This window comes from Flavobacterium sp. (assembly GCF_044349645.1).
Classification (GTDB): Bacteria; Bacteroidota; Bacteroidia; order Flavobacteriales; family Flavobacteriaceae; genus Flavobacterium.
The window spans coordinates 1-20,035 of the sequence record NZ_JBIKQP010000022.1 but is presented as its reverse complement, the minus strand read 5'-3'; the positions used below and the strand labels follow the sequence as shown (position 1 = coordinate 20,035).

Sequence of the window (20,035 nt, the reverse complement as noted above, 5' to 3'; positions counted from 1 at the left end):
TTATTTTTGAATTATAATTTTTCGGTAAGTACATTAAGACGATTTAAATAGTAATTGTACATTTCTTGTTGTGCTCTAAATACAGGATCTTTACCTCTTAATCGATACTCATTATTTAATTTGTCTGAATGCAAGCGCGATTTTACATTTCCTTTCCAACCAATATTAAAAATATCTATCAGTTCATTTTTAATTCTTTCGTCATAAATTGGACAAGTAACCTCAACTCTTCCGTCGATGTTTCTAGTCATAAAATCAGCTGATGATATAAAAATTTCGGGATCATTATCGTTGCCGAAAATATAGATTCTTGCATGCTCTAAGTAATTGTCTACTATACTAATAGCCTCAATGTTCGAACTCATTCCTTTAACACCTGGAATTAACGAGCATATTCCTCTAATTTGAAGTTTTATGTTTACTCCTGCATTACTAGCATCGTATAATTTATCTATTAATTGGACATCGGTAAGACTATTTAATTTTAATTTTATATAGGCCGTTTTACCATTTTCTGCATTAGTAATTTCGCGATCAATTAACTTATTAATTTTGGTTCTTGTGTAGTGCGGGGAAACAATTAAGTGCTTATATCGATGCACTCTATAATTAACATTAAAGAACTCAAATATTTTTGAAACGTCTTTTAAAATTTGCTGGTGACTAGTAAATAAAGTAACATCAGTATAAACTCTAGCGGTTGCTTCATTAAAATTACCTGTTGAAATGAAACCATAACGAACTAATTTTCCGTTTTGAATTCTCTCAACTAAACAAATTTTACTGTGAACTTTCAAACCTTTAATTCCGAAAATTAACTCAATTCCTTCCGTTTGCATTTGTTCGGCATAAGAAATGTTACTAGCTTCGTCAAAACGCGCTTGAAGTTCAATTTGAACCGTAACTTTCTTTCCATTTTTAGCGGCATTAATCAATGAGCTAATTACTTGAGAATTCTTTGCTAATCGATACAAAGTAATTTTTATTGAGGTTACATGCGGATCTAAAGCAGCCTCTCTTAAGAATTTAATTATATAAGAAAAAGACTGAAACGGTGCATTTACTAGATAATCTTTCTTAGCAATTTTATTCAATATACTTCCGTCCAAACTCAATCCTTCAACTGGTAAAGGAATTTTTGGTTCGTATAATAAATCAAATCTTCCTAGATTTGGGAAATCCATAAAATCACGTCTATTATGGTATCTTCCGCCAGGAATAATACTATCTGAAGCATCAATTCCCATATTGGTTAGGAAAAATTTTAAAGTGTCTTTACCTATAGACTGATCATATACAAAACGCACTGGTTCCCCTATTCTTCTATCTTTTACGCTGGTAGCAATTTTTTCAAGCATACTTTTACTCATGTCGCTATCAATGTCTAATTGAGCGTCACGAGTAATTTTAATCATGTGTGCAGAAATACTTTCGTAATCGAAAATATTGAATAAACTTGATAAATTATGACGAATGACATCATCCAAAAGAATAACGTATTGCTTGTCATCAACTGAAGGTAAAACTACAAAACGGTTAATTGATTTTGGAATTTCAATTACGGCGTAACGAATTTCTTTTTTTGGTTTAACCAAACCTAAAATTTTAGGTTCTGATTCAGGTTTCATTACTAATTTAACAGCTAAATAACCCAAAGTGTCTTTTAATACCGGAAACTCTGCTAAGTCATTTAAGATAATGGTCACTAAAGCAGGACTTACTTTTTGAATAAAAAAATCTTTAATGAAATTTTCTTGTTCACTTGTAATTTGACTTTCATCGATAATAAATATATTTTCAGCTTGTAATTTATCTTCAATAATTTTTAAAATCTTTAAACTCTCGGTTTGTTGTTCGATTACAATTTCGGTAATATCTTTAACCAATTGATTTGCACTTATTCCCATGAGCACTTTTTCCCCTGAAATTCCCGATAAACTCAATCGGCGAATTGCAGCAAAACGAACTCTAAAAAACTCATCCAAGTTGTTTGAAAATATTCCTAAAAATCGCAATCGATCCAACAAAGGCACATTCTCATCGGAAGCTTCCTGAAGAACACGAGCGTTAAATGCAAGCCAGCTTTTTTCTCTATCTATGTATTTGTAATCCAAATTTTTATTCATACTTTAAATCTCTGGGGAGTACTACTTTTTTTGTTTTCCCTTTTTTTAATAATTTCCATTCCAAACAATCAAATTTAATCCAAACTAAACCTGAAGTGGGAACATTTTCAATAAATATATCGCCAAATTTATTAACAAATTTTGTTATAGCCTCATTATGACCAAAAAGAATAACATTTTCTAAATCATTGTTTAATGATTTGATTACTTTTTCCAACTGATTTTCATCAAATGTGTATAAATCTTCATTTATAATAATATCATTGAATGGAAACGAATAATTAGTTGCAAAAATGGCAGCTGTTTCCAATGCTCGCCTTGCATTGCTGCTGAATAATACAAATTTATTTCTTATCAAGCCTAAACTTTCTAATGATACCAAAGCAGCGTCATTCCTACCCCTATCTGTTAAGTTTCGTTCTTTATCGCTAACTGGATTTTCCCAGCTTGATTTTGCATGTCTAACAATGATTAAATTTTTCACGTGATTAAAAGATCAAATGTTTATTGATATAGAATTTACAATATACGAATTATTTATGGTATTTATTATAATCGAAATGCCTTTTTATTTTAAAATAATTGGAATTGTTTTATTTAAATGTACCTTTGCAAAAAATTTGTCATTTTTAATGATTGTAAAATAAATTATATCATTTGAAAGACGCTTATTTAATAAGTTTATGAAAAAAATAGTTGAATACAGAAAGTTACTAAACGTTGATAAAACTGTAGATTTAAAAGATTTAAAAACCATCTCTCGAAATGCAATGAAGGATGCCCATCCTGATAAATTTCAAGGAGATGACGAAGGTTTGAAAGCTGCAGAAGAAAATAGTAAAAAAATTATTGAAGCCTACCACTTTTTGGTAAGTATCAATCCTGAAACTATCAAACAAAACTTACCTGAATACACTGAAACTATTAGCACTTCAACAATTACAGACTATAAATTTGTTGACGGAAGATTAATTATCAATTTTTCTAATGGAAGTGTATATGAATATATTAGTGTTCCTAAAGCTACTTATGTAAAAATGGTAAACGCTGATTCTCCAACTAGATTTGCAAAAAGACACATTTTAAATGCTTTTACTTGGAGAAAAACTACGAACCAAGATTAAGTTATAAAAAATAAAATTTAAAGGGGTTTAAAACATTGTTTAAACCCCTTTTTTATTACAATTTGTTAATGTAATTTCTATAAATATCACTAAATTGATATCCTTGAGAAATTCGGTCTTTACTCAATTTATCATATTCTACCAAAGCCCATAATACAAACTCTTTCATAAAATAAACATCTTCATTTGCAAGTTGTGGTTGGTATTTTTTAATCAAGATTGAAAGTGGTGTTATCGAATCCAATATTGATTTGTATTCTTCATCTGTAGCATCGTCTAACAATTCAAATCCGCTTTCAGAGAAAAACCATTCGATTAAATCGGAATAAGTAGTTTTTTCATCTTGTTTCTCTAATTTCTCAATCTTAGGGAAATAAGCCGGTAAAAAGGTATGAATTGCATCTCCAATTAAATGTTGTGCAACTACCGCAGCACCCTCCTGCTCTCCTTCATAAACCAATTCGACTTTACCAGTAATTGCTGGAATAATACCCATAAAATCTGATAATCTAACGGTGGTTTTATCCATTCCAGACTTTAAAGTACGGCGTTCTGCAGCACTTAACAAATTCTCATAAGCAGTAATACTCAGTCTTGCACTTACACCACTTTTATTATCAATATATTCACTTTCACGAGCTTCAAAAACGATTTGTTCTAATAAATCTTTGGCCAATGAAGGAACATAAACCGTATCACTTTGAATTTGATCCAATTTAGCTTCTTGTTGGGTAATTGTTCTTGCAATTTCAATTGTTTCTGGATAATGTGTTAGAATTTGAGAACCAATTCTATCTTTCAAGGGTGTAACAATACTTCCACGATTGGTATAATCTTCCGGATTTGCAGTAAATACAAATTGCATATCCAATGGCATTCTTAATTTAAATCCGCGGATTTGAATGTCACCTTCCTGTAAAATATTGAACAATGCCACTTGAATTCGGGCTTGTAGATCTGGTAATTCGTTGATTACAAATATGCAACGGTTGGCTCTCGGGATCATTCCAAAATGAATTACACGATCGTCAGCATACGATAATTTTAAATTTGCAGCTTTTATTGGATCTACATCACCAATCAAATCCGCAACCGTAACATCAGGTGTTGCTAATTTTTCAAAGAATCTTTCACTTCTGTGAACCCACTGAATTGGGGTTTTATCTCCTTCAATTGCAATTAAATCTTTAGCAAAACGAGAGATTGGTTTCAAAGGGTCATCGTTAATTTCTGAACCAGCTACAATAGGCATAAATTCATCCAATAATTCAATCATTAAACGTGCTAACCTTGTTTTGGCTTGACCACGAAGCCCCAATAAATTGATATTATGACGCGAAAGTATTGCTCTTTCTAATTCTGGAATTACAGTATTTTCAAATCCGTGAACGCCTTCAAATACAAGTTTTCCAGATTTTATTTTTTCTCTTAGGTTGTTTCGCAACTCGTCTTTTATACTTTTACTTTGGTAACCCGCAGCTTTTAATTCTCCTAAAGTCTTAATGGTATCTATTTTCATAATGGTAAATTATCGTTCTATTTAATTCTCTTTTTTCTGTTGGTTTCATAATCTTCGAAGATCATTTCTCCAAGGCCTTTTAATCCTGTGTAAAATGCTTTCCCTTGATTCTCTTCCGTAAATCGATTGACAAATTTTTGTAAATATGGATCACTTGCAATCATAAAAGTGGTAATTGGAATGTGCAATTTTCTGGCTTGTTGCGCTTGACTGTAACATTTATTTACAATGTATTCGTCTAATCCATTGCTGTTCATGTAATATTCACCATCTTTTTCCCGAACACAACTCGGCTTTCCATCGGTAATCATAAAAATTTGTTTGTTGGTGTTGCGCTTGCGTCTCAATAAATCCATAGCTAATTGCAACCCAGCTACTGTATTAGTATGATAAGGACCGACTTTCAAATATGGCAAATCACGAATTGCAATTGTCCAAGCGTCATTTCCAAAAACTAAAATATCTAAGGTGTCTTTTGGGTATCTAGTGGTGATTAATTCTGCCAATGCCATCGCTACTTTTTTAGCAGGTGTAATTCGGTCTTCACCGTATAGAATCATACTGTGACTGATGTCAATCATCAAAACGGTGCTCATTTGTGATTTGAATTGGGTATCCTCAACAACCAAATCTTTTTCTGTCAATTGAAAATCATCGGCTCCATTATTAATTTGAGCATTTCTTAAACTTTCTGTCAAAGAAATTTGTTCTAAACCATCACCAAAGTGAAATTCGCGCAATTCCCCAGTATGCTCGTCTCCATTTCCTGAATGCTTGGTTTTATGATTTCCATTTCCTGAGCGCTTTAAATTACCAAAAATTTGATCTAAAGCCTGCTGTCGAATTGCTCGCTCGGTTTTGGCCGTTATTCCAGTTCCTGACGAACCATCTTCTTTTAGTTCTTCTCGAATGTATCCCTTTTTCTTTAAATCTTCAATAAAGTCATCAATCGTGTAGCTAGAATCGGTTAGTTTATATTCTTTATCCAATTCTCTCAACCAATCGATTGCCTCATCAAAATCACCAGAAGTGTGGGTTATTAATTCTTTAAAAACTTCGAAAAGTCTATCAAATGGCGATTGAAATGGCGCTTCATATTTCTTAAAATAAAAGCCTTTTCTAAATTCATTTTTCATAGAAATAAAATTAATATATTTAATTGCTTAATAGAATAAAACGAGTAATAATTTTTAGTTAAAGTATTTTAACGATTTGAATTTACTGAAATATAATTACATAAATTTGAATATAATTAAGGCATAAAATCTAATTTAAATTTAGTTTCAAAAACCGAGAATTTCTATTAGCATTGTTCTTACGGTAATAGATCTTTAATTAAGGCTACTGAATTAAAATCTCGTCAATTTAATCGATTTACAAATGTTGAAAATGGAATTAGAAGTACAAATGTGACGTTAACTGTTTTGTATGTCCTTCAACTTTAAAGTAATAAAAATAAAGAATAACAAAAAATTAAGTAATTTAATGTGACAACTTTGTTATTTTTAAATACTTTTGCAACCTAAAATTAAAACAAATTAAAAATGAAAAGAATTTTAATGTTATTAACTGTATTTTCAGTTATAATTTCATGCAACAAAGCAGGTGAAAATGAATATATTATTTCAGGAACTGTAAAAGGTATTGCTGATGGTAAAACAGTAATACTTGAAAAACAAGATGGAATGGGACAGTTTATTCCTTTGGATACTGTTAAAGTTAAGAATGGAAAATTTGTTATGGAAGGTTCGGCAAAGGAACCTGAAATCATGATGATACAGGTAGAAGCTCTTCAAGGAAAAGTTCCATTTGTACTAGAAAATGGGGATATAAATCTAATTATTGATAAGGACAGCCTTCAAAAATCGAAATTTTCAGGTACCTTCAATAATGATGTTTTTACAAAGTTTAATGATGATTTAACTAAATTTCAAAAAGAGTTTCAAAAGAAATTAACTGCTTTCCAAAATGCAAATATGGCTAAAATGAATGCAGCTCAAGAAGCAAAAGATACAATTGTTATTAATAAATTAATGAATCAATATCAAGAGATTCAAAAAGAAGGAATGGAATTCTACGTGAAATTTGCAGAAGGAAATCCAAAAGCATTATTATCTGCATTAATTGTAGACAGTATGTTAAACGATCCAGCAGCAGACATAGCAAGAGTTAAAAAAATATATACAAGCTTTAGTCCAGAATTAAAAAGTTACAAACCAGGGAAATCAATTAAATCGAAATTAGATAAAATTGGTAAGCCAATAACAGTTGCTCCTTCAGCAAATGTTGGAAGTTTAGCTCCTGATTTTACTGCTAAAAATCCTGATGGAAAAGCTATTTCTTTAAAACAATCGCTAGGAAAAGTTACTATAATTGATTTTTGGGCGTCTTGGTGCAAACCATGTCGTGCTGAAAATCCAAATGTTGTAGCATTATATGCAAAATACCATGCAAAAGGATTGAATATTTTAAGTGTTTCTTTGGATAAAGAAGCATCAGCTTGGAAGACTGCTATTGCTAAAGACAAATTGACTTGGAACCATGTTTCTAATTTAAAAGAATTTGAAGATCCAATTGCTTTACTTTATGGTATCAATGCAATTCCTTCTATATTTATTCTAGATGCTAAAGGTGTTATCATTGCAAAAGATATTCGTGGAGAAGAATTAAATGCTAAAATTGCTTCACTTTTAGGATCATAATCATTATATATTTATACAAAATTAAAATCTCCCTAGTGGAGATTTTTTTTTATTTAATTCAATACCAAGAGATTAAAAAAAGTATTAAAATTAAGTACTTTATTAATTTGGAAAGCTGGAAAGTGTTGTTATATTTGCAGCCGTTTGCGAGTTCAATTTATTGAATTTATCGGGGAGATACTCAAGCGGCCAACGAGGGCAGACTGTAAATCTGCTGTGTGAACTTCGCAGGTTCGAATCCTGCTCTCCCCACAAAAAAGCCCAATTTAAAACTGGGCTTTTTTTATTTATGATATTTTATATTTTTCCAAGTTTGGCTAAAATGAATAATAGTACAATTGGAATTGCTAATAAAATTACCATTTCAAGATTGTCAATAAATAGATGAGGTTCTTTTACAAGAGTGATTAAATAACCACCAATTGCTCCACCAAAATGAGCAGTGTGACCTATATTGTCGCGTTTGGCCTTCATGCCGTAAATTGAATATAATAAATATCCTATTCCAAATAGATAAGCAGGTATTGGTATTGGAATAAAAAATAAATACAAATCCATATCGGGTTGCAATAAAATAGCTGAATACAAAACTCCGGTTACTGCACCCGAAGCTCCAATGGCTCGATATGAATAATCATTGGAATGAAAATATAAAGTCAATAAACTACCAAAAATCAAACTGCCTAAATAAATTAATCCAAATGAAAAATTACCCAAATAGCCATAGACAACTGGTGCGAAAAAATACAAGGTTAACATATTAAATGCAAGGTGTGAAATATCGGCATGTAAAAAAGCCGAGGATATCATTCGGAATTGCTCCCCAGAACGAATACTTCCAATATGGAATTCAAACTTTCTAAAAAAAGCAATGTCATCAAAACCCTTAAAACTAAAAATAACAGTAGCTGCAATAATAATTATCAATAAAACATTCATGGTTACCAATTTAATATTTAGTAAAAGTAAAGATAGTTTTTTAGGTTTAACCAATGTGAATGAAAAAATTTATTTAATGTATATTTGCAAAAATTAATTACCTAATGCAGCTAATAATTTATATATTTCTATATCCTTTTTTGTGGTGTATTTCCATACTTCCTTTTAGATTGCTATATCTAATATCAGATGGTTTTTACATTTTAACTTACTATGTTGTAGGATATCGAAAAAAAATAGTTCGAGAAAATTTAGCATTAACACTACCCCATTTAACTGAAAAAGAAAGATTAGTTATAGAAAAAAAGTCCTACCAAAACATGTGTGATGTCTTTTTGGAAATGATTAAAACGTTGACTATTTCAAAAAGTGAAATGGAAAGAAGGTATAAATTTAGAAACATTGAGGTTTATCACGATTTAGAAAAAAAAGGAAAAAGTATTGCATTACTTTGTGCTCATTATGCAAGTTACGAATGGGCAACTTCAATAAATAGTAAATCATCATTTGAAGGTTATGCTATTTATAAAAAAATCAACAACCGCTATTTTGACAAATTGGTGAGGGACATTCGATCAAAATTCAAGGCTACTTTAATTACTACAAAAGAGGCAATACCAGTAATGGAAAAAAATTATAGAAATAAAAAACTTGGGCTTTATGGATTAATCAGTGATCAATCGCCAAGATGGGGCTCTTTTTATCATTGGAATAAATTCATGGGAATTGAAGTTCCAATTCACACTGGCGGTGAAATGTTAGCCAAGAAATACGATATGAATGTTATTTTTTTAAGAACAAAAAAATTAAAAAGAGGTTTTTATGAAGCAGAGTTGGAAGTGCTATCTGAAAATGCTAAAGAAGAACCAAATTATGAAATTACAGATCGTTTTTTAAAATTAGTAGAACAACAAATTTATGAAAAACCAGAAAATTATCTGTGGACACATAAACGTTGGAAACACAGAAAATTATCTTAGAGATTTAATATACAATTCTTCCACTTTTTTTCTAGCCCAATCTGTTTTTCTCAAAAAAGTTAGGCTTGATTTCATACTTGGATTAGAAGTGAAACATTTTATTTTAATCAATTCCCCAAGGGTATCATAACCATAAAATTCAACTAAATACTCCAAAATTTTTTGTAAAGTAACTCCGTGAAGTGGATCGGGATTGTTGTTTGACATATAAATAAATGGTATGATTTAAGAAGTTAAAAAGTTCTTGTATACCAACAAAATTAATGAATTGTTATCGTACATTTGCATCAAGATGCTAAAAACAATAAACATATTAAACAAGAGAGCCAGATTTGATTACGAAATAATCGAAACTTATACTGCTGGAATAGTTTTAGCTGGAACAGAAATAAAATCTATACGACTTGGTAAAGCCAATATTACTGAAAGTTTCTGTGAATTTAGCGGATTAGAATTATTTGCAATTAATACCTACATCGAAGAATATACTTACGGAAACCAATTCAATCATAAAGCTCGTAGCGAAAGGAAATTACTTTTAAATAAAAGAGAACTTAAAGGATTGGAAAGAAGTGTTCAAGCAAAAGGACTTACAATAGTACCTTTAAAATTATTTACCAATGAAAAAGGGATTGCAAAATTAGAAATTGGCCTTTGTAGAGGTAAAAAAACATATGACAAAAGAGAATCCTTAAAAGAACAAGATACTAAAAGAGATTTAGATCGAATAAAAAAAGAATATTGAAAAGTATTTTTTTTCCGAAAAAAATGACTAAATTTGTCTTGACTATAAAAATAATAAAAAATGAAAACTTTACTAAAAGTAGCTAGAGAGAAAAAAGGATTGAAAACTCGGGAAGTTGCACATCTCTTGGGCATCGATCAAGCTCTTATTAGTAAGTTTGAAAGTGGTTCAAGAAAACCTACTAAAGAGCAAGTAGTAAAATTAGCATCACTTTTAGAAATTGATCTTGAAACGATAATGATTGCTTGGTTCAAAGAAAAATTATTATATGAAATTGGTAACGATGAATTTGCATTAAAAGCAATGAATATTGTACGTGAGGAAGTTGAAAATAATTACGGTATTACCAAAAGGAATATTTCTAATAATTTATCAACAATTATCAACGAGATAGATGCTTTGAAAGCTAAACTAGATGCTTTTAGAAAATTGGATAGCTTTAAAATTACTCAAGCTTTAGAATTGGAATATACCTTTGAAAGCAATCGCATTGAAGGTAATACTTTAACCCTTCGTGAAACTGATTTGGTCATAAATGAAGGATTAACTATTTCAGGAAAAAGTATGAGGGAGCATCTTGAAGTTATCAATCACCAGGAGGCAATAGTATATATTAAACATTTGATGGAAAAAAATTCTCCTTTAAATGAAAGAGAAGTACTTTCTATACATAACCTAATTTTGAGAGGAATTCAACCCGAAGATGCTGGTAAATATCGTAAAGTTCAAGTCATGATTAAAGGAAGTTCCCATTTACCACCACAACCTTTTTTGGTTGCCAAAGAAATGGAAGATTTCTTTATATGGTATGAATCCAATAAAAAGAGATTACATCCTGTTATTTTAGCCGCTGAACTTCATGAAAGATTAGTAACAATTCATCCATTCATTGATGGTAATGGTAGAAGTTCTCGTTTAGTAATGAACCTTATTTTGCTTCAGCATGGATATGTAATTGCAAATATTAAAGGAGATTACGAAAATAGAATGCAATATTTTTCTGCCCTTGAAACGGCACAAACTAAAAACAACAAAGAAGATTTTTTGATGTTTATTGCTCAAATTGAGAAAGAAAGTTTGGAGCGTTATTTAAATATTATTGGACAATAAACCTCGATATTTCGGGTTTTTATTTTATTTTTTATCTTCTAATAAAGGAACAAATTTAAAATCACCACATTCGTGTTTTTCGAATTGGGTTTCGTTTTTTCTAATCAACTTAATCATAATTTGATTTTCTTCCCCAACGGGAATAATCAACTTCCCTCCTATTTTTAATTGCGCCATTAATGGTTTTGGAATTGTAGGAGCTCCAGCGGTAACAATTATACTGTCAAACGGCGCATGATTTGGCAATCCTTTATAACCGTCACCAAAAGAAAGGTGTTTAGGTCGAATTCCTAATTTTGGTAACAAGGCAGACGTTTGTTTGAACAACTCATTTTGCCTTTCCACACTATAAACTTTAGCTCCCATTAAATACAAAACAGCGGTTTGATATCCTGATCCTGTTCCGATTTCTAGAATTTTATCGCCTTTTTTTATTTCTAACAATTGACTTTGAAAAGCTACTGTATAAGGTTGTGATATCGTTTGGCCTGCCCCAATTGGAAATGCTTTGTCTTGATAGGCATAGTCTTCAAAGCTTGAATTTAAAAATAAATGACGAGGAATAGTACTAATTGCTTTTAGTACGTTTTTGTCAACGATTCCTTTTTCTTGCAACAATTTTACGAGCTGGTTTCTAAGTCCTTGATGTTTGGCTGTATCTTTCAAAACAAATTATTATTTATGATGTAAATTTAAGAAAGTAATCGACAAATCAAATGATGGATTTAATTTTAAATGCATTAATTTATTATCAATTTATTGCTATTTTTGTTGAAAATACTTAGTTATGTTAAAAGTAGGAGTTTTAGGTGCAGGACATCTCGGAAAAATACATTTACGATTATTACAACAATCAGATAAATACGAATTGGTAGGTTTTTATGATGAAAATCAAGAAAACGGTGCAAAAATAGCTGAAGAATTTGGCTACAAACAATTTAATACTATTGCCACTTTAATTCACGCTGTAGACGTTATTGATATTGTAACCCCTACTCTTTCTCATTATAAATGTGCTAAAGTGGCAATCAAGTCTGGAAAACACGTATTTATAGAAAAACCCATTTCAAATACTGTCGCTGAGGCGGAAGAAATTATTGCTTTAGCAAATGAGTATAAAGTAAAAGGACAAGTAGGTCACGTGGAAAGATTCAATCCAGCATTTATTGCAACAAAGGATATGATTGAGAATCCAATGTTTATAGAAACACATCGGTTGGCTGAATTCAATCCTCGTGGAACTGATGTTCCTGTAGTTTTAGATTTGATGATTCACGATATAGATGCGATTTTAAGTGTGGTTCCTTCAAAAGTAAAGCTAATAAATGCAAGTGGAGTTTCTGTAATTAGTGAAACCCCAGATATTGCGAATGCTAGAATTGAATTCGAAAATGGTTGCGTTGCCAATTTAACTGCGAGCAGAATTTCATTGAAAAATATGCGCAAATCTCGTTTCTTCCAAAAAGACGCCTATATTTCTGTTGATTTTTTAGAGAAAAAGTGTGAAGTAGTAAAAATGAAAGATGCACCAGAAATTCCTGGTGATTTTGATATGATTTTACAAAATGCAGAGGGTATCAAAAAACAAATCTATTTTGCGAATCCTGAAGTGGAACAAAATAATGCAATTTTAGACGAACTTAATTCTTTTGCGGATGCAATATATAATAATACAACTCCAGTTGTAACTTTGGAACAAGGTACCAATGCGTTGAGAGTTGCTTATCAAATAATTGATTGTTTTAAAAAATAATATATGAAAATAATAGCTGTAATTGGAGCTGGAACTATGGGTAATGGAATTGCTCATACATTTGCTCAAAGCGGATTTACCGTAAAACTAATTGATATTTCTGAAAAATCTTTAGACAAAGGAATGGCGACTATTGCTACTAATTTGGATCGAATGGTGGCAAAAGGAACTATTACTGAAGAGGACAAACTAAAAACTATTTCCAATATTATTACTTATACTGATATTAATGATGGTGTTGTAGGTGTTGATTTAGTTGTTGAAGCCGCAACAGAAAACGTAGATCTAAAATTGAGTATTTTCAAACAACTGAATGACGTGTGTTCGCACAATACCATTTTAGCTACCAATACCTCTTCCATTTCAATTACTCAAATTGGATCTGTTGTTGCTCATCCTGAACGAGTTATCGGAATGCACTTTATGAATCCAGTGCCAATTATGAAGTTGGTAGAAATTATTCGTGGATACAATACTTCAGATGAAGTTACAAAAATCATCATGGAACTTTCTGAAAAATTAGGTAAAACCCCCGTTGAAGTTAATGATTATCCAGGATTTGTTGCCAATAGAATTTTGATGCCAATGATTAATGAAGCAATTGAAACATTATACAATAAAGTGGCTGGCGTTTATGAAATTGACACCGTTATGAAATTAGGTATGGGACAACCTATGGGACCACTACAACTAGCAGATTTTATTGGACTTGACGTTTGTTTAGCTATATTAAATGTAATGCATGATGGATTCAAAAATCCAAAATACGCTCCTTGCCCACTTTTAGTAAATATGGTTCGCGCTGGAAAGTTAGGTTCAAAATCTGGTGAAGGGTTCTATGATTATAGCGAGAGTAAAAAAGCAGAGAAAATTGCAAAACAATTTATTTCTTAATTGAATATTAAATGTCAATCAAAGATAACTTACTCCAAATAAAATCTTCATTACCTGAACATGTAACTCTTGTTGCCGTTTCAAAAACCAAGCCTATTTCAGATTTAATGGAAGCCTATAATGCTGGTCAACGCATTTTTGGCGAAAATAAAATCCAAGAAATGACAGAAAAATGGGAGCAAATGCCAAAAGACATTCAATGGCATATGATAGGTCACATTCAAACTAATAAGGTGAAATTTATGGCGCCATACGTGAGCTTGATTCATGGAGTTGACAGTTTGAAATTATTAGAAGAAATAAACAAACAAGCTTTAAAAAACAATAGAATTATTAATTGTTTACTTCAAATTCATATCGCTGAGGAGGAAACAAAATTTGGTTTAAATGAAGATGAACTAAAAGATTTATTAGCTTCCGAATCATTTATAAACTTAAAAAATATCAAAATAGTTGGTTTAATGGGAATGGCGACATTTACAGAAAATCAAAATCAAATCAAGAAAGAATTCGAACAATTGAAATCGATTTTTGACACTAAAAAGTCGTTCTCAATTGTTAATTCTCAGTTGTCAATTCTTTCTATGGGAATGTCCGGCGATTACAAACTTGCAATTGAGTGCGGAAGTACTATGGTGCGCATTGGAAGTAGTATCTTTGGAGGGCGTTAATAAATTAATCTTAAATTCAAACTCATTTACTGCATACTCGACATAGAAACCACGGGAGGACAATTCAACGAAGAAGGAATTACAGAAATCGCTATCTATAAATTTGACGGTCATGAAATCGTAGATCAATTTATCAGTTTGGTAAATCCTGAAATTCCAATCCAGCCCTTTGTTGTAAAATTAACAGGTATTAATAATGCAATGTTAAGAAGTGCACCAAAGTTTTATGAAGTCGCAAAACGAATTATTGAAATTACAAATGACTGTGTTTTAGTAGCCCACAACACCGCATTTGATTACCGAATACTCCGAACAGAATTCCGAAGATTAGGATTCGATTTTAATAAGCAAACACTTTGCACAGTTGAATTATCTCAGAAATTATTACCTGAACAGCCTTCACACAGTTTAGGAAAACTAGTTCGCGCTCTTGGAATTCCAATGGCTGACAGACATAGAGCAAGCGGTGATGCAATGGCTACCTTAAAATTGTTCCAATTATTATTAGCAAAAGATACCGAAAAATCGATTGTTCAAGAGTTAATTAAAACAGAAGTACTTAAAGGAATAACTCCAAAATTATATTCAATAATAGAAAGTGTTACTTCAAATACTGGAGTTTATTATATTCATAATGAAGAAGGTAGAATAATTTATATTGGTAAAAGTAAAAATATTAAAAAAAGAATCAACCAACATTTTACCGGTGTTGATAAAAAATCAGTTAAAATACAATCGGAAGTTTTTAAAGTTACATTTGAAGAAACTGGAAGCGAATTAATTGCTTTATTGAAGGAAAGCGAAGAAATTAAAATTCATAAACCAATTTATAATCGTGCACAAAGAAAGAACTTGTTTAATATTGCTTTGTATGCCGAAGAAGATAAAAACGGTTACTTAAATTTAAAATTACAAAAAGCTGATGGTCGAAAAAAAGAAATCACCTCTTTTTCAACCATGCAAGAAGCAAAAAATACATTGTTCAGAATAACAGCTGACTATCATTTGTGTCAAAAATTAACTGGATTATACGCAACAAATGACGCATGCTTTCAATACAAAATTAAGGAATGTGATGGCGCATGTATTGGGAAAATAACTCCCGGAGATTACAACACGAGAGTTTCAACCTTTATCGCAAAAAATAGTTTTGAAGATCAAAACATGATTCTAAAGGACAAAGGACGGACAATTCACGAACGTAGTGCAGTTTTAATTGAAAATGGTATTTACAAAGGATATGCATTTTATGATCTCAATTATCAGGTGCAAAAAATCGAAATTCTTAAAAATATTATCATTCCGATGCAAAATAATCGAGATGCCAGAAATATCATTCAAAGCCAAATTCGTAAAAATAAATTATTGAAAATTGTGAAATTTTAATTTTATTTGGAGCTATTTCCGGCTATTCGTTGCAATCCATTTTTTTTGCTTCGTTCCTAGCAATAAAATGGGATTTTCACTGCTATCCGGGCTAAAAAAAAATATGAAATATTTAATTACCATCGTTGGACCAACAGCTATAGGAAAAACTTCCATGAGCATTGCTTTGGCTCAACATTTTAATTGTGAAATTATTTCCTGTGATAGCCGACAATTTTTTAAGGAAATGACAATTGGAACGGCAGTTCCAAACGAATTAGAACTCTCATCTGCAAAACATCATTTTGTACATAACAAATCGATATTAGAAAGTTATAACGTAGGCGACTTTGAAAAAGAAGCTATTTCAAAACTTAACGAACTATATGAAAACAATGATTATGCAATACTTGTTGGTGGTTCCGGATTGTATGTAGACGCAATTTTAAAAGGTTTCGATGCTATTCCCGAAATTGATAAAAGCATTAGAGAGTCTGTGATGTCACAATATGAAATAAACGGAATTGGAAATTTACAAGAAAGTTTAAAAACCCTAGATCCAAATTATTACGCTGAACTTACTCATAAAAACCCTCAAACGCTCTTAAATCCTCAAAGAATGATGCGTTTTGTGGAAGTATGCATTGGAACTGGAAAACCCTATTCTTCCTTTATTAACCAGAAAAAAAATCAAAGGAACTTCACTCCTATTTTAATCGGTTTAGAAGCCAATAGAGAAATAATTTATAACCGAATAAACCAACGTGTAGATATAATGATGAACGAGGGATTATTGGATGAAGCCAAAAAAGTGCATCCTCAAAAAGACTTAAATGCATTACAAACAGTTGGTTATAAAGAATTATTCAGTTATTTTGATAATGAAATATCATTGGAATTTGCAATAGAGGAAATTAAAAAAAATACCCGCCGATTCGCAAAACGGCAACTAACATGGTTTAAAAGAAATCCAGAGACTAAATGGTTTGAATACAATACAAGCAAAGAAGAAATCGTAGAATTCATTAAAAATAAAACTTAATATGCCGATTTCAAGTCAGTTTACATCCGTTTTTAGCAAAGATTGGGAAATCAATTTTACACAATGCAATCCAAACGGCTTTTTAAAATACACCGATTTATGTAATTTGATTCAGCTAACTGCAGCATCGCATTCGGAATTGGGTGGAATCAGTTTCTCAGATATGCAGGAATTTAATCAAGCTTGGGTTTTAAGTAGAATGCGTGTTGAAATTAACGAATTGCCGAAATGGAAAGACGTAATCACAATAAATACTTGGATCAATAGTCTTGAAAATTCTCGATCAATTAGAGCTGTTGAGGTTCTTTTAAATGGGAATAAAATTATAGGTTGCGAAACTTTCTGGGTTGTATTTAATACTAATATTAGAAGACCTGAAGATTTAAAATTGCCTATTTCTCACTTTGAATTATTTCCAGAAAGAAAAGCTGCAAATATTAGTTTTTCAAAAATAAATGTTGGTGTTTCCTTAAAAAAAATCAATAATAAAGAAGTCGTATTATCCGATTTAGATATAGTAAATCACGTTAACAATGTAAAATATCTTGAGTGGTGTTTGGATAATATAGATACTGAAATAATTTTGAAACAACAAATAGAATCATTTGAAATGAACTTCTTAAAAGAACTTTCTCTTAAAGATAATGTTGAAATTAATAAAATCGTGGATTCAAATAAAATTCAATTTACAATCACTAAAGAAGAGAAAACTAGTTTTGCTTTAGAAATTAATTTAAAATAAAAAACTCCGATTTCTCGGAGTTTATAATTTATTTATCTGAAACTTTGTTTTTTATTACCAATCTAAAACCTTCTCCGTGAATATTTAAAATTTCAACATTGGCATCCGATTTTAAGTATTTTCTAAGTTTAGCAATATAAACGTCCATACTTCTCGAAGTAAAGTAATTGTCGTCTCTCCAGATTTTAGTTAATGCTAATTCTCTTGGCATTAAATCGTTTTCATAAAGCACTAACAACTTAAGTAATTCATTTTCCTTTGGGGATAATTTAATCGATTCTTGGTCTTTATAGGTCAAGAAACGTAATTTAGAATTCAAGTGAAATGCACCAACTTGGAATTCAAATTTTGTAGCGTCTGTTTTTGTATCTGTTGCTTTTCTTTGAATAATTGCTCGAATTTTCATTAACAAAACCTCTGAATCGAATGGTTTATTCAAATAATCATCTGCACCAACTTTGTATCCTTTTAACACATCCTCTTTCATAGATTTTGCTGTTAAAAAAACAATAGGCACATCCTTATTTTTTTCTCTAATTTCTTTTGCAAGTGTATACCCATCTTTGTAAGGCATCATTACGTCAAGAATACATAAATCGTAGGTGTCTTTTTTGAATTTCTCAAAACCTTCCATACCATTTTTTGCCAATGTAACATCAAAATCATTTAGCATTAAATAGTCTTTTAAAATGGCTCCGAAATTTTGATCGTCTTCTACTAAAAGAATTTTTTTGTTGTCTGTTTCCATAATATTATTAATTAATTAGTGGTAATTTTATTATAAATGTACTTCCTTTTCCTTTTTCACTTTCTACATAAACTTCGCCGTCATGATTTTCAACAATTTTCTTAACATACGCTAATCCTAATCCGTGGCCTTTAACATTGTGTAAATCTCCGGTGTGTTCTCTATAAAACTTTTCAAATATTCTCTTCTGAGCAACTTTACTCATTCCAGCACCTTGATCTTTGATTTTAACTATAATAAAATCTTTTACATTTTCAGTATAAATATCAATAACAGGTATCTCCGGCGAATATTTAATTGCATTGTCCAATATATTTACAATTACATTTGTAAAATGAACGTCATTCAATAAAACTGAAGTTCTATTTGCATCAAAATGAGTTGTTATTGTACCTTGACGGTCTTCAATAATCAAATTGATATGCTCAACTGCTTCATCAATAATATCGTGTAAGTTATTGTTCTCCTTGTTGATTTCTAATTCTCTTTTTTCTAATTTAGAAATTCGTAAAACATTTTCAACTTGAGCATGCATCCTCTTATTTTCGTCCCTTATCATTTGCAAATAACGTTGAACTTTTTCCTTATCGTCAATTATCTTAGGATTTTTGATTGCATCTAAAGCCAAATTTATTGTCGCTATTGGTGTTTTAAATTCATGTGTCATATTATTAATGAAATCCGTTTTGATTTCAGAAATCTGTCTTTGACGAATCAATTGATTTAAAGCACTAGAGTAAGCAATAATGATAATCAATGTAAAAATTATTGACAATACTGTTATTCCTAACAATTCCGAAAATAAAAATGTCTTTTTATGCGGAAAACTAACCAATAATTGATAAGAACTTGTCCCTTCATTGTCGGTAAAAACTGGAATTGAATAGGTATTTTGCTTGTCGTAATTAAATTTTTCAGATTTAATTTTGGTCGCTAAACCATTACTATAAATTCCATATTCAAAAGGCGTTTTTATACCGAACTCATCCAACTCATTCAACAATAATTTTTGAAGAATCTCATTTGAAACTCGTTCTTGAATGGGCATTGTTGAAGCAATATCCTTAAAGAAAATCTCAAACTGTGCGTTATCTAAAATATCTAAAGTCCCAGATTTTTGAATTTTAGAATCGGGCATTATACTATTTTGAACCGACGAGTTGTCTATTTTATTATCATTATATATTTCAGTAGTTCTTTTTGAAGAAAAACTCTTCAACTTAACACTATCAACCTTTTTATTAAAAATAGACGATGAAATTGAATAATCTTCGGCAATTATACTGTTAGAATAAATTATAGTTTCATTGGTTTCAGTGTTCTTTTGAACGTAGTAAAACTCTAATAAATCTTTTTTTTGAGGAGCCTTTCCAGTACTATCCTTAAATCGATTGTATTTATCATAAAAACTATATGCTTCTCTTTTTTGTAATTTATTAGAAACATTTACAATCGCTTGCTGAACGTGAAAACGGAACTGTTCATCATTATTCTGAAATGAAGAATTAAACCAATAAACTTGTACCAAAATTATCCCAATTAGGGACAAACTCATTAATACAATTAGTAAACGGA

At 30.7% G+C, this 20,035-nt stretch carries 20 protein-coding genes and 1 tRNA gene; 12 read left to right on the top strand and 9 right to left on the bottom strand.

The window, feature by feature from the left end:
- Positions 1 to 11: 11 nt before the first annotated feature.
- Together ppk1 and AC9UFV_RS06085 are read right to left on the bottom strand one after the other, a co-directional pair.
- Complete coding sequence (gene ppk1 / locus AC9UFV_RS06090; RefSeq protein ID WP_509573879.1) at positions 12 to 2,126, bottom strand: polyphosphate kinase 1; 2,115 nt, start codon at positions 2,124 to 2,126, stop codon at positions 12 to 14.
- On the bottom strand, positions 2,119 to 2,610 hold the full coding sequence (locus tag AC9UFV_RS06085) for a SixA phosphatase family protein (RefSeq protein WP_509573876.1): 492 nt from the start codon (positions 2,608 to 2,610) through the stop codon (positions 2,119 to 2,121). The genes ppk1 and AC9UFV_RS06085 overlap by 8 nt, the downstream gene beginning before the upstream one ends.
- A gap of 199 nt (positions 2,611 to 2,809) precedes the next feature.
- Here AC9UFV_RS06085 and AC9UFV_RS06080 point away from each other — a divergent pair, with 199 nt between their 5' ends.
- Positions 2,810 to 3,250, top strand: a complete 441-nt coding sequence (locus tag AC9UFV_RS06080) for a KTSC domain-containing protein (protein ID WP_509573874.1) — start codon at positions 2,810 to 2,812, stop codon at positions 3,248 to 3,250.
- Between the two features lie 55 nt (positions 3,251 to 3,305).
- On the opposite strand, the gene AC9UFV_RS06075 is transcribed toward AC9UFV_RS06080, so the two are convergent.
- Together AC9UFV_RS06075 and AC9UFV_RS06070 are read right to left on the bottom strand one after the other, a co-directional pair.
- Positions 3,306 to 4,769 carry a magnesium chelatase gene (locus AC9UFV_RS06075; protein WP_509573872.1) on the bottom strand — a complete coding sequence of 488 codons (1,464 nt, stop codon included), beginning with the start codon at positions 4,767 to 4,769 and terminating at the stop codon, positions 3,306 to 3,308.
- A gap of 17 nt (positions 4,770 to 4,786) precedes the next feature.
- The gene (locus AC9UFV_RS06070; protein ID WP_509573870.1) at positions 4,787 to 5,905 is read right to left on the bottom strand and encodes a vWA domain-containing protein; all 1,119 of its coding nucleotides are present in this window, start codon (positions 5,903 to 5,905) and stop codon (positions 4,787 to 4,789) included.
- Positions 5,906 to 6,313: 408 nt separating this feature from the next.
- Between AC9UFV_RS06070 and AC9UFV_RS06065 the strand changes: the two genes are divergently transcribed.
- Both AC9UFV_RS06065 and AC9UFV_RS06060 read left to right on the top strand, forming a co-directional pair.
- A complete protein-coding gene (locus AC9UFV_RS06065) occupies positions 6,314 to 7,471 on the top strand; it encodes a DUF4369 domain-containing protein (protein WP_509573868.1) in 1,158 nt (385 codons plus the stop codon).
- Between the two features lie 171 nt (positions 7,472 to 7,642).
- Positions 7,643 to 7,723, top strand: a tRNA-Tyr gene (locus tag AC9UFV_RS06060).
- A gap of 45 nt (positions 7,724 to 7,768) precedes the next feature.
- Here the strand turns inward: AC9UFV_RS06060 and AC9UFV_RS06055 are convergent.
- Positions 7,769 to 8,410 (bottom strand): rhomboid family intramembrane serine protease, encoded by a 642-nt coding sequence (locus AC9UFV_RS06055; protein WP_509573866.1) that lies wholly within the window; start codon positions 8,408 to 8,410, stop codon positions 7,769 to 7,771.
- A gap of 104 nt (positions 8,411 to 8,514) precedes the next feature.
- Here AC9UFV_RS06055 and AC9UFV_RS06050 point away from each other — a divergent pair, with 104 nt between their 5' ends.
- Positions 8,515 to 9,390 carry a lysophospholipid acyltransferase family protein gene (locus tag AC9UFV_RS06050; RefSeq protein ID WP_509573864.1) on the top strand — a complete coding sequence of 292 codons (876 nt, stop codon included), beginning with the start codon at positions 8,515 to 8,517 and terminating at the stop codon, positions 9,388 to 9,390.
- On the opposite strand, the gene AC9UFV_RS06045 is transcribed toward AC9UFV_RS06050, so the two are convergent.
- Complete coding sequence (locus tag AC9UFV_RS06045) at positions 9,382 to 9,597, bottom strand: VF530 family protein (protein WP_509573862.1); 216 nt, start codon at positions 9,595 to 9,597, stop codon at positions 9,382 to 9,384. The two genes, AC9UFV_RS06050 and AC9UFV_RS06045, sit on opposite strands and share 9 nt — an antisense overlap.
- Positions 9,598 to 9,682: 85 nt before the next feature.
- On the opposite strand from AC9UFV_RS06045, the gene smpB reads away from it, so the two are divergent.
- Entirely contained in the window at positions 9,683 to 10,135 is a 453-nt protein-coding gene (gene smpB / locus AC9UFV_RS06040; RefSeq protein WP_509547592.1) for an SsrA-binding protein SmpB, read from the top strand.
- Between the two features lie 60 nt (positions 10,136 to 10,195).
- Entirely contained in the window at positions 10,196 to 11,245 is a 1,050-nt protein-coding gene (locus AC9UFV_RS06035; RefSeq protein ID WP_509573860.1) for a Fic family protein, read from the top strand.
- A gap of 24 nt (positions 11,246 to 11,269) precedes the next feature.
- On the opposite strand, the gene AC9UFV_RS06030 is transcribed toward AC9UFV_RS06035, so the two are convergent.
- Entirely contained in the window at positions 11,270 to 11,911 is a 642-nt protein-coding gene (locus AC9UFV_RS06030) for a protein-L-isoaspartate(D-aspartate) O-methyltransferase (protein ID WP_509566075.1), read from the bottom strand.
- A gap of 121 nt (positions 11,912 to 12,032) precedes the next feature.
- Between AC9UFV_RS06030 and AC9UFV_RS06025 the strand changes: the two genes are divergently transcribed.
- The 6 genes from AC9UFV_RS06025 to AC9UFV_RS06000 all read left to right on the top strand — a co-directional run bounded on the left by AC9UFV_RS06025 (position 12,033) and on the right by AC9UFV_RS06000 (position 17,712).
- Positions 12,033 to 12,998 (top strand): Gfo/Idh/MocA family protein, encoded by a 966-nt coding sequence (locus AC9UFV_RS06025; protein ID WP_509573858.1) that lies wholly within the window; start codon positions 12,033 to 12,035, stop codon positions 12,996 to 12,998.
- 3 nt (positions 12,999 to 13,001) lie between these two features.
- Positions 13,002 to 13,892 (top strand): 3-hydroxyacyl-CoA dehydrogenase family protein, encoded by an 891-nt coding sequence (locus AC9UFV_RS06020; RefSeq protein WP_509573856.1) that lies wholly within the window; start codon positions 13,002 to 13,004, stop codon positions 13,890 to 13,892.
- An 11-nt stretch (positions 13,893 to 13,903) separates the two neighbouring features.
- Positions 13,904 to 14,563: a YggS family pyridoxal phosphate-dependent enzyme gene (locus AC9UFV_RS06015; protein WP_509573854.1), complete on the top strand. Its 660-nt coding sequence runs from the start codon at positions 13,904 to 13,906 to the stop codon at positions 14,561 to 14,563.
- 24 nt (positions 14,564 to 14,587) lie between these two features.
- Positions 14,588 to 15,949 carry an exonuclease domain-containing protein gene (locus tag AC9UFV_RS06010; RefSeq protein ID WP_509573901.1) on the top strand — a complete coding sequence of 454 codons (1,362 nt, stop codon included), beginning with the start codon at positions 14,588 to 14,590 and terminating at the stop codon, positions 15,947 to 15,949.
- Between the two features lie 103 nt (positions 15,950 to 16,052).
- Entirely contained in the window at positions 16,053 to 16,970 is a 918-nt protein-coding gene (gene miaA, locus AC9UFV_RS06005) for a tRNA (adenosine(37)-N6)-dimethylallyltransferase MiaA (protein ID WP_509573852.1), read from the top strand.
- Between the two features lies 1 nt (position 16,971).
- Entirely contained in the window at positions 16,972 to 17,712 is a 741-nt protein-coding gene (locus AC9UFV_RS06000; RefSeq protein WP_509573850.1) for an acyl-[acyl-carrier-protein] thioesterase, read from the top strand.
- Positions 17,713 to 17,740: 28 nt separating this feature from the next.
- On the opposite strand, the gene AC9UFV_RS05995 is transcribed toward AC9UFV_RS06000, so the two are convergent.
- Positions 17,741 to 18,460: a response regulator transcription factor gene (locus AC9UFV_RS05995; RefSeq protein WP_509573849.1), complete on the bottom strand. Its 720-nt coding sequence runs from the start codon at positions 18,458 to 18,460 to the stop codon at positions 17,741 to 17,743.
- A gap of 7 nt (positions 18,461 to 18,467) precedes the next feature.
- Positions 18,468 to 20,035 (bottom strand): sensor histidine kinase (locus tag AC9UFV_RS05990; protein ID WP_509573847.1); only part of this gene is annotated, 1,568 nt, incomplete at its 5' end.

Bases quoted from the DNA above. Each gene is read 5' to 3' on its own strand.
- ppk1 (WP_509573879.1), bottom strand. From the start codon at position 2,126: ATGAATAAAAATTTGGATTACAAATACATAGATAGAGAAAAAAGCTGG.
- AC9UFV_RS06080 (WP_509573874.1), top strand. From the start codon at position 2,810: ATGAAAAAAATAGTTGAATACAGAAAGTTACTAAACGTTGATAAAACT.
- AC9UFV_RS06075 (WP_509573872.1), bottom strand. From the start codon at position 4,769: ATGAAAATAGATACCATTAAGACTTTAGGAGAATTAAAAGCTGCGGGT.
- AC9UFV_RS06070 (WP_509573870.1), bottom strand. From the start codon at position 5,905: ATGAAAAATGAATTTAGAAAAGGCTTTTATTTTAAGAAATATGAAGCG.
- AC9UFV_RS06065 (WP_509573868.1), top strand. From the start codon at position 6,314: ATGAAAAGAATTTTAATGTTATTAACTGTATTTTCAGTTATAATTTCA.
- AC9UFV_RS06055 (WP_509573866.1), bottom strand. From the start codon at position 8,410: ATGAATGTTTTATTGATAATTATTATTGCAGCTACTGTTATTTTTAGT.
- AC9UFV_RS06050 (WP_509573864.1), top strand. From the start codon at position 8,515: ATGCAGCTAATAATTTATATATTTCTATATCCTTTTTTGTGGTGTATT.
- AC9UFV_RS06045 (WP_509573862.1), bottom strand. From the start codon at position 9,597: ATGTCAAACAACAATCCCGATCCACTTCACGGAGTTACTTTACAAAAA.
- smpB (WP_509547592.1), top strand. From the start codon at position 9,683: ATGCTAAAAACAATAAACATATTAAACAAGAGAGCCAGATTTGATTAC.
- AC9UFV_RS06035 (WP_509573860.1), top strand. From the start codon at position 10,196: ATGAAAACTTTACTAAAAGTAGCTAGAGAGAAAAAAGGATTGAAAACT.
- AC9UFV_RS06025 (WP_509573858.1), top strand. From the start codon at position 12,033: ATGTTAAAAGTAGGAGTTTTAGGTGCAGGACATCTCGGAAAAATACAT.
- AC9UFV_RS06020 (WP_509573856.1), top strand. From the start codon at position 13,002: ATGAAAATAATAGCTGTAATTGGAGCTGGAACTATGGGTAATGGAATT.
- AC9UFV_RS06015 (WP_509573854.1), top strand. From the start codon at position 13,904: ATGTCAATCAAAGATAACTTACTCCAAATAAAATCTTCATTACCTGAA.
- miaA (WP_509573852.1), top strand. From the start codon at position 16,053: ATGAAATATTTAATTACCATCGTTGGACCAACAGCTATAGGAAAAACT.
- AC9UFV_RS06000 (WP_509573850.1), top strand. From the start codon at position 16,972: ATGCCGATTTCAAGTCAGTTTACATCCGTTTTTAGCAAAGATTGGGAA.
- AC9UFV_RS05995 (WP_509573849.1), bottom strand. From the start codon at position 18,460: ATGGAAACAGACAACAAAAAAATTCTTTTAGTAGAAGACGATCAAAAT.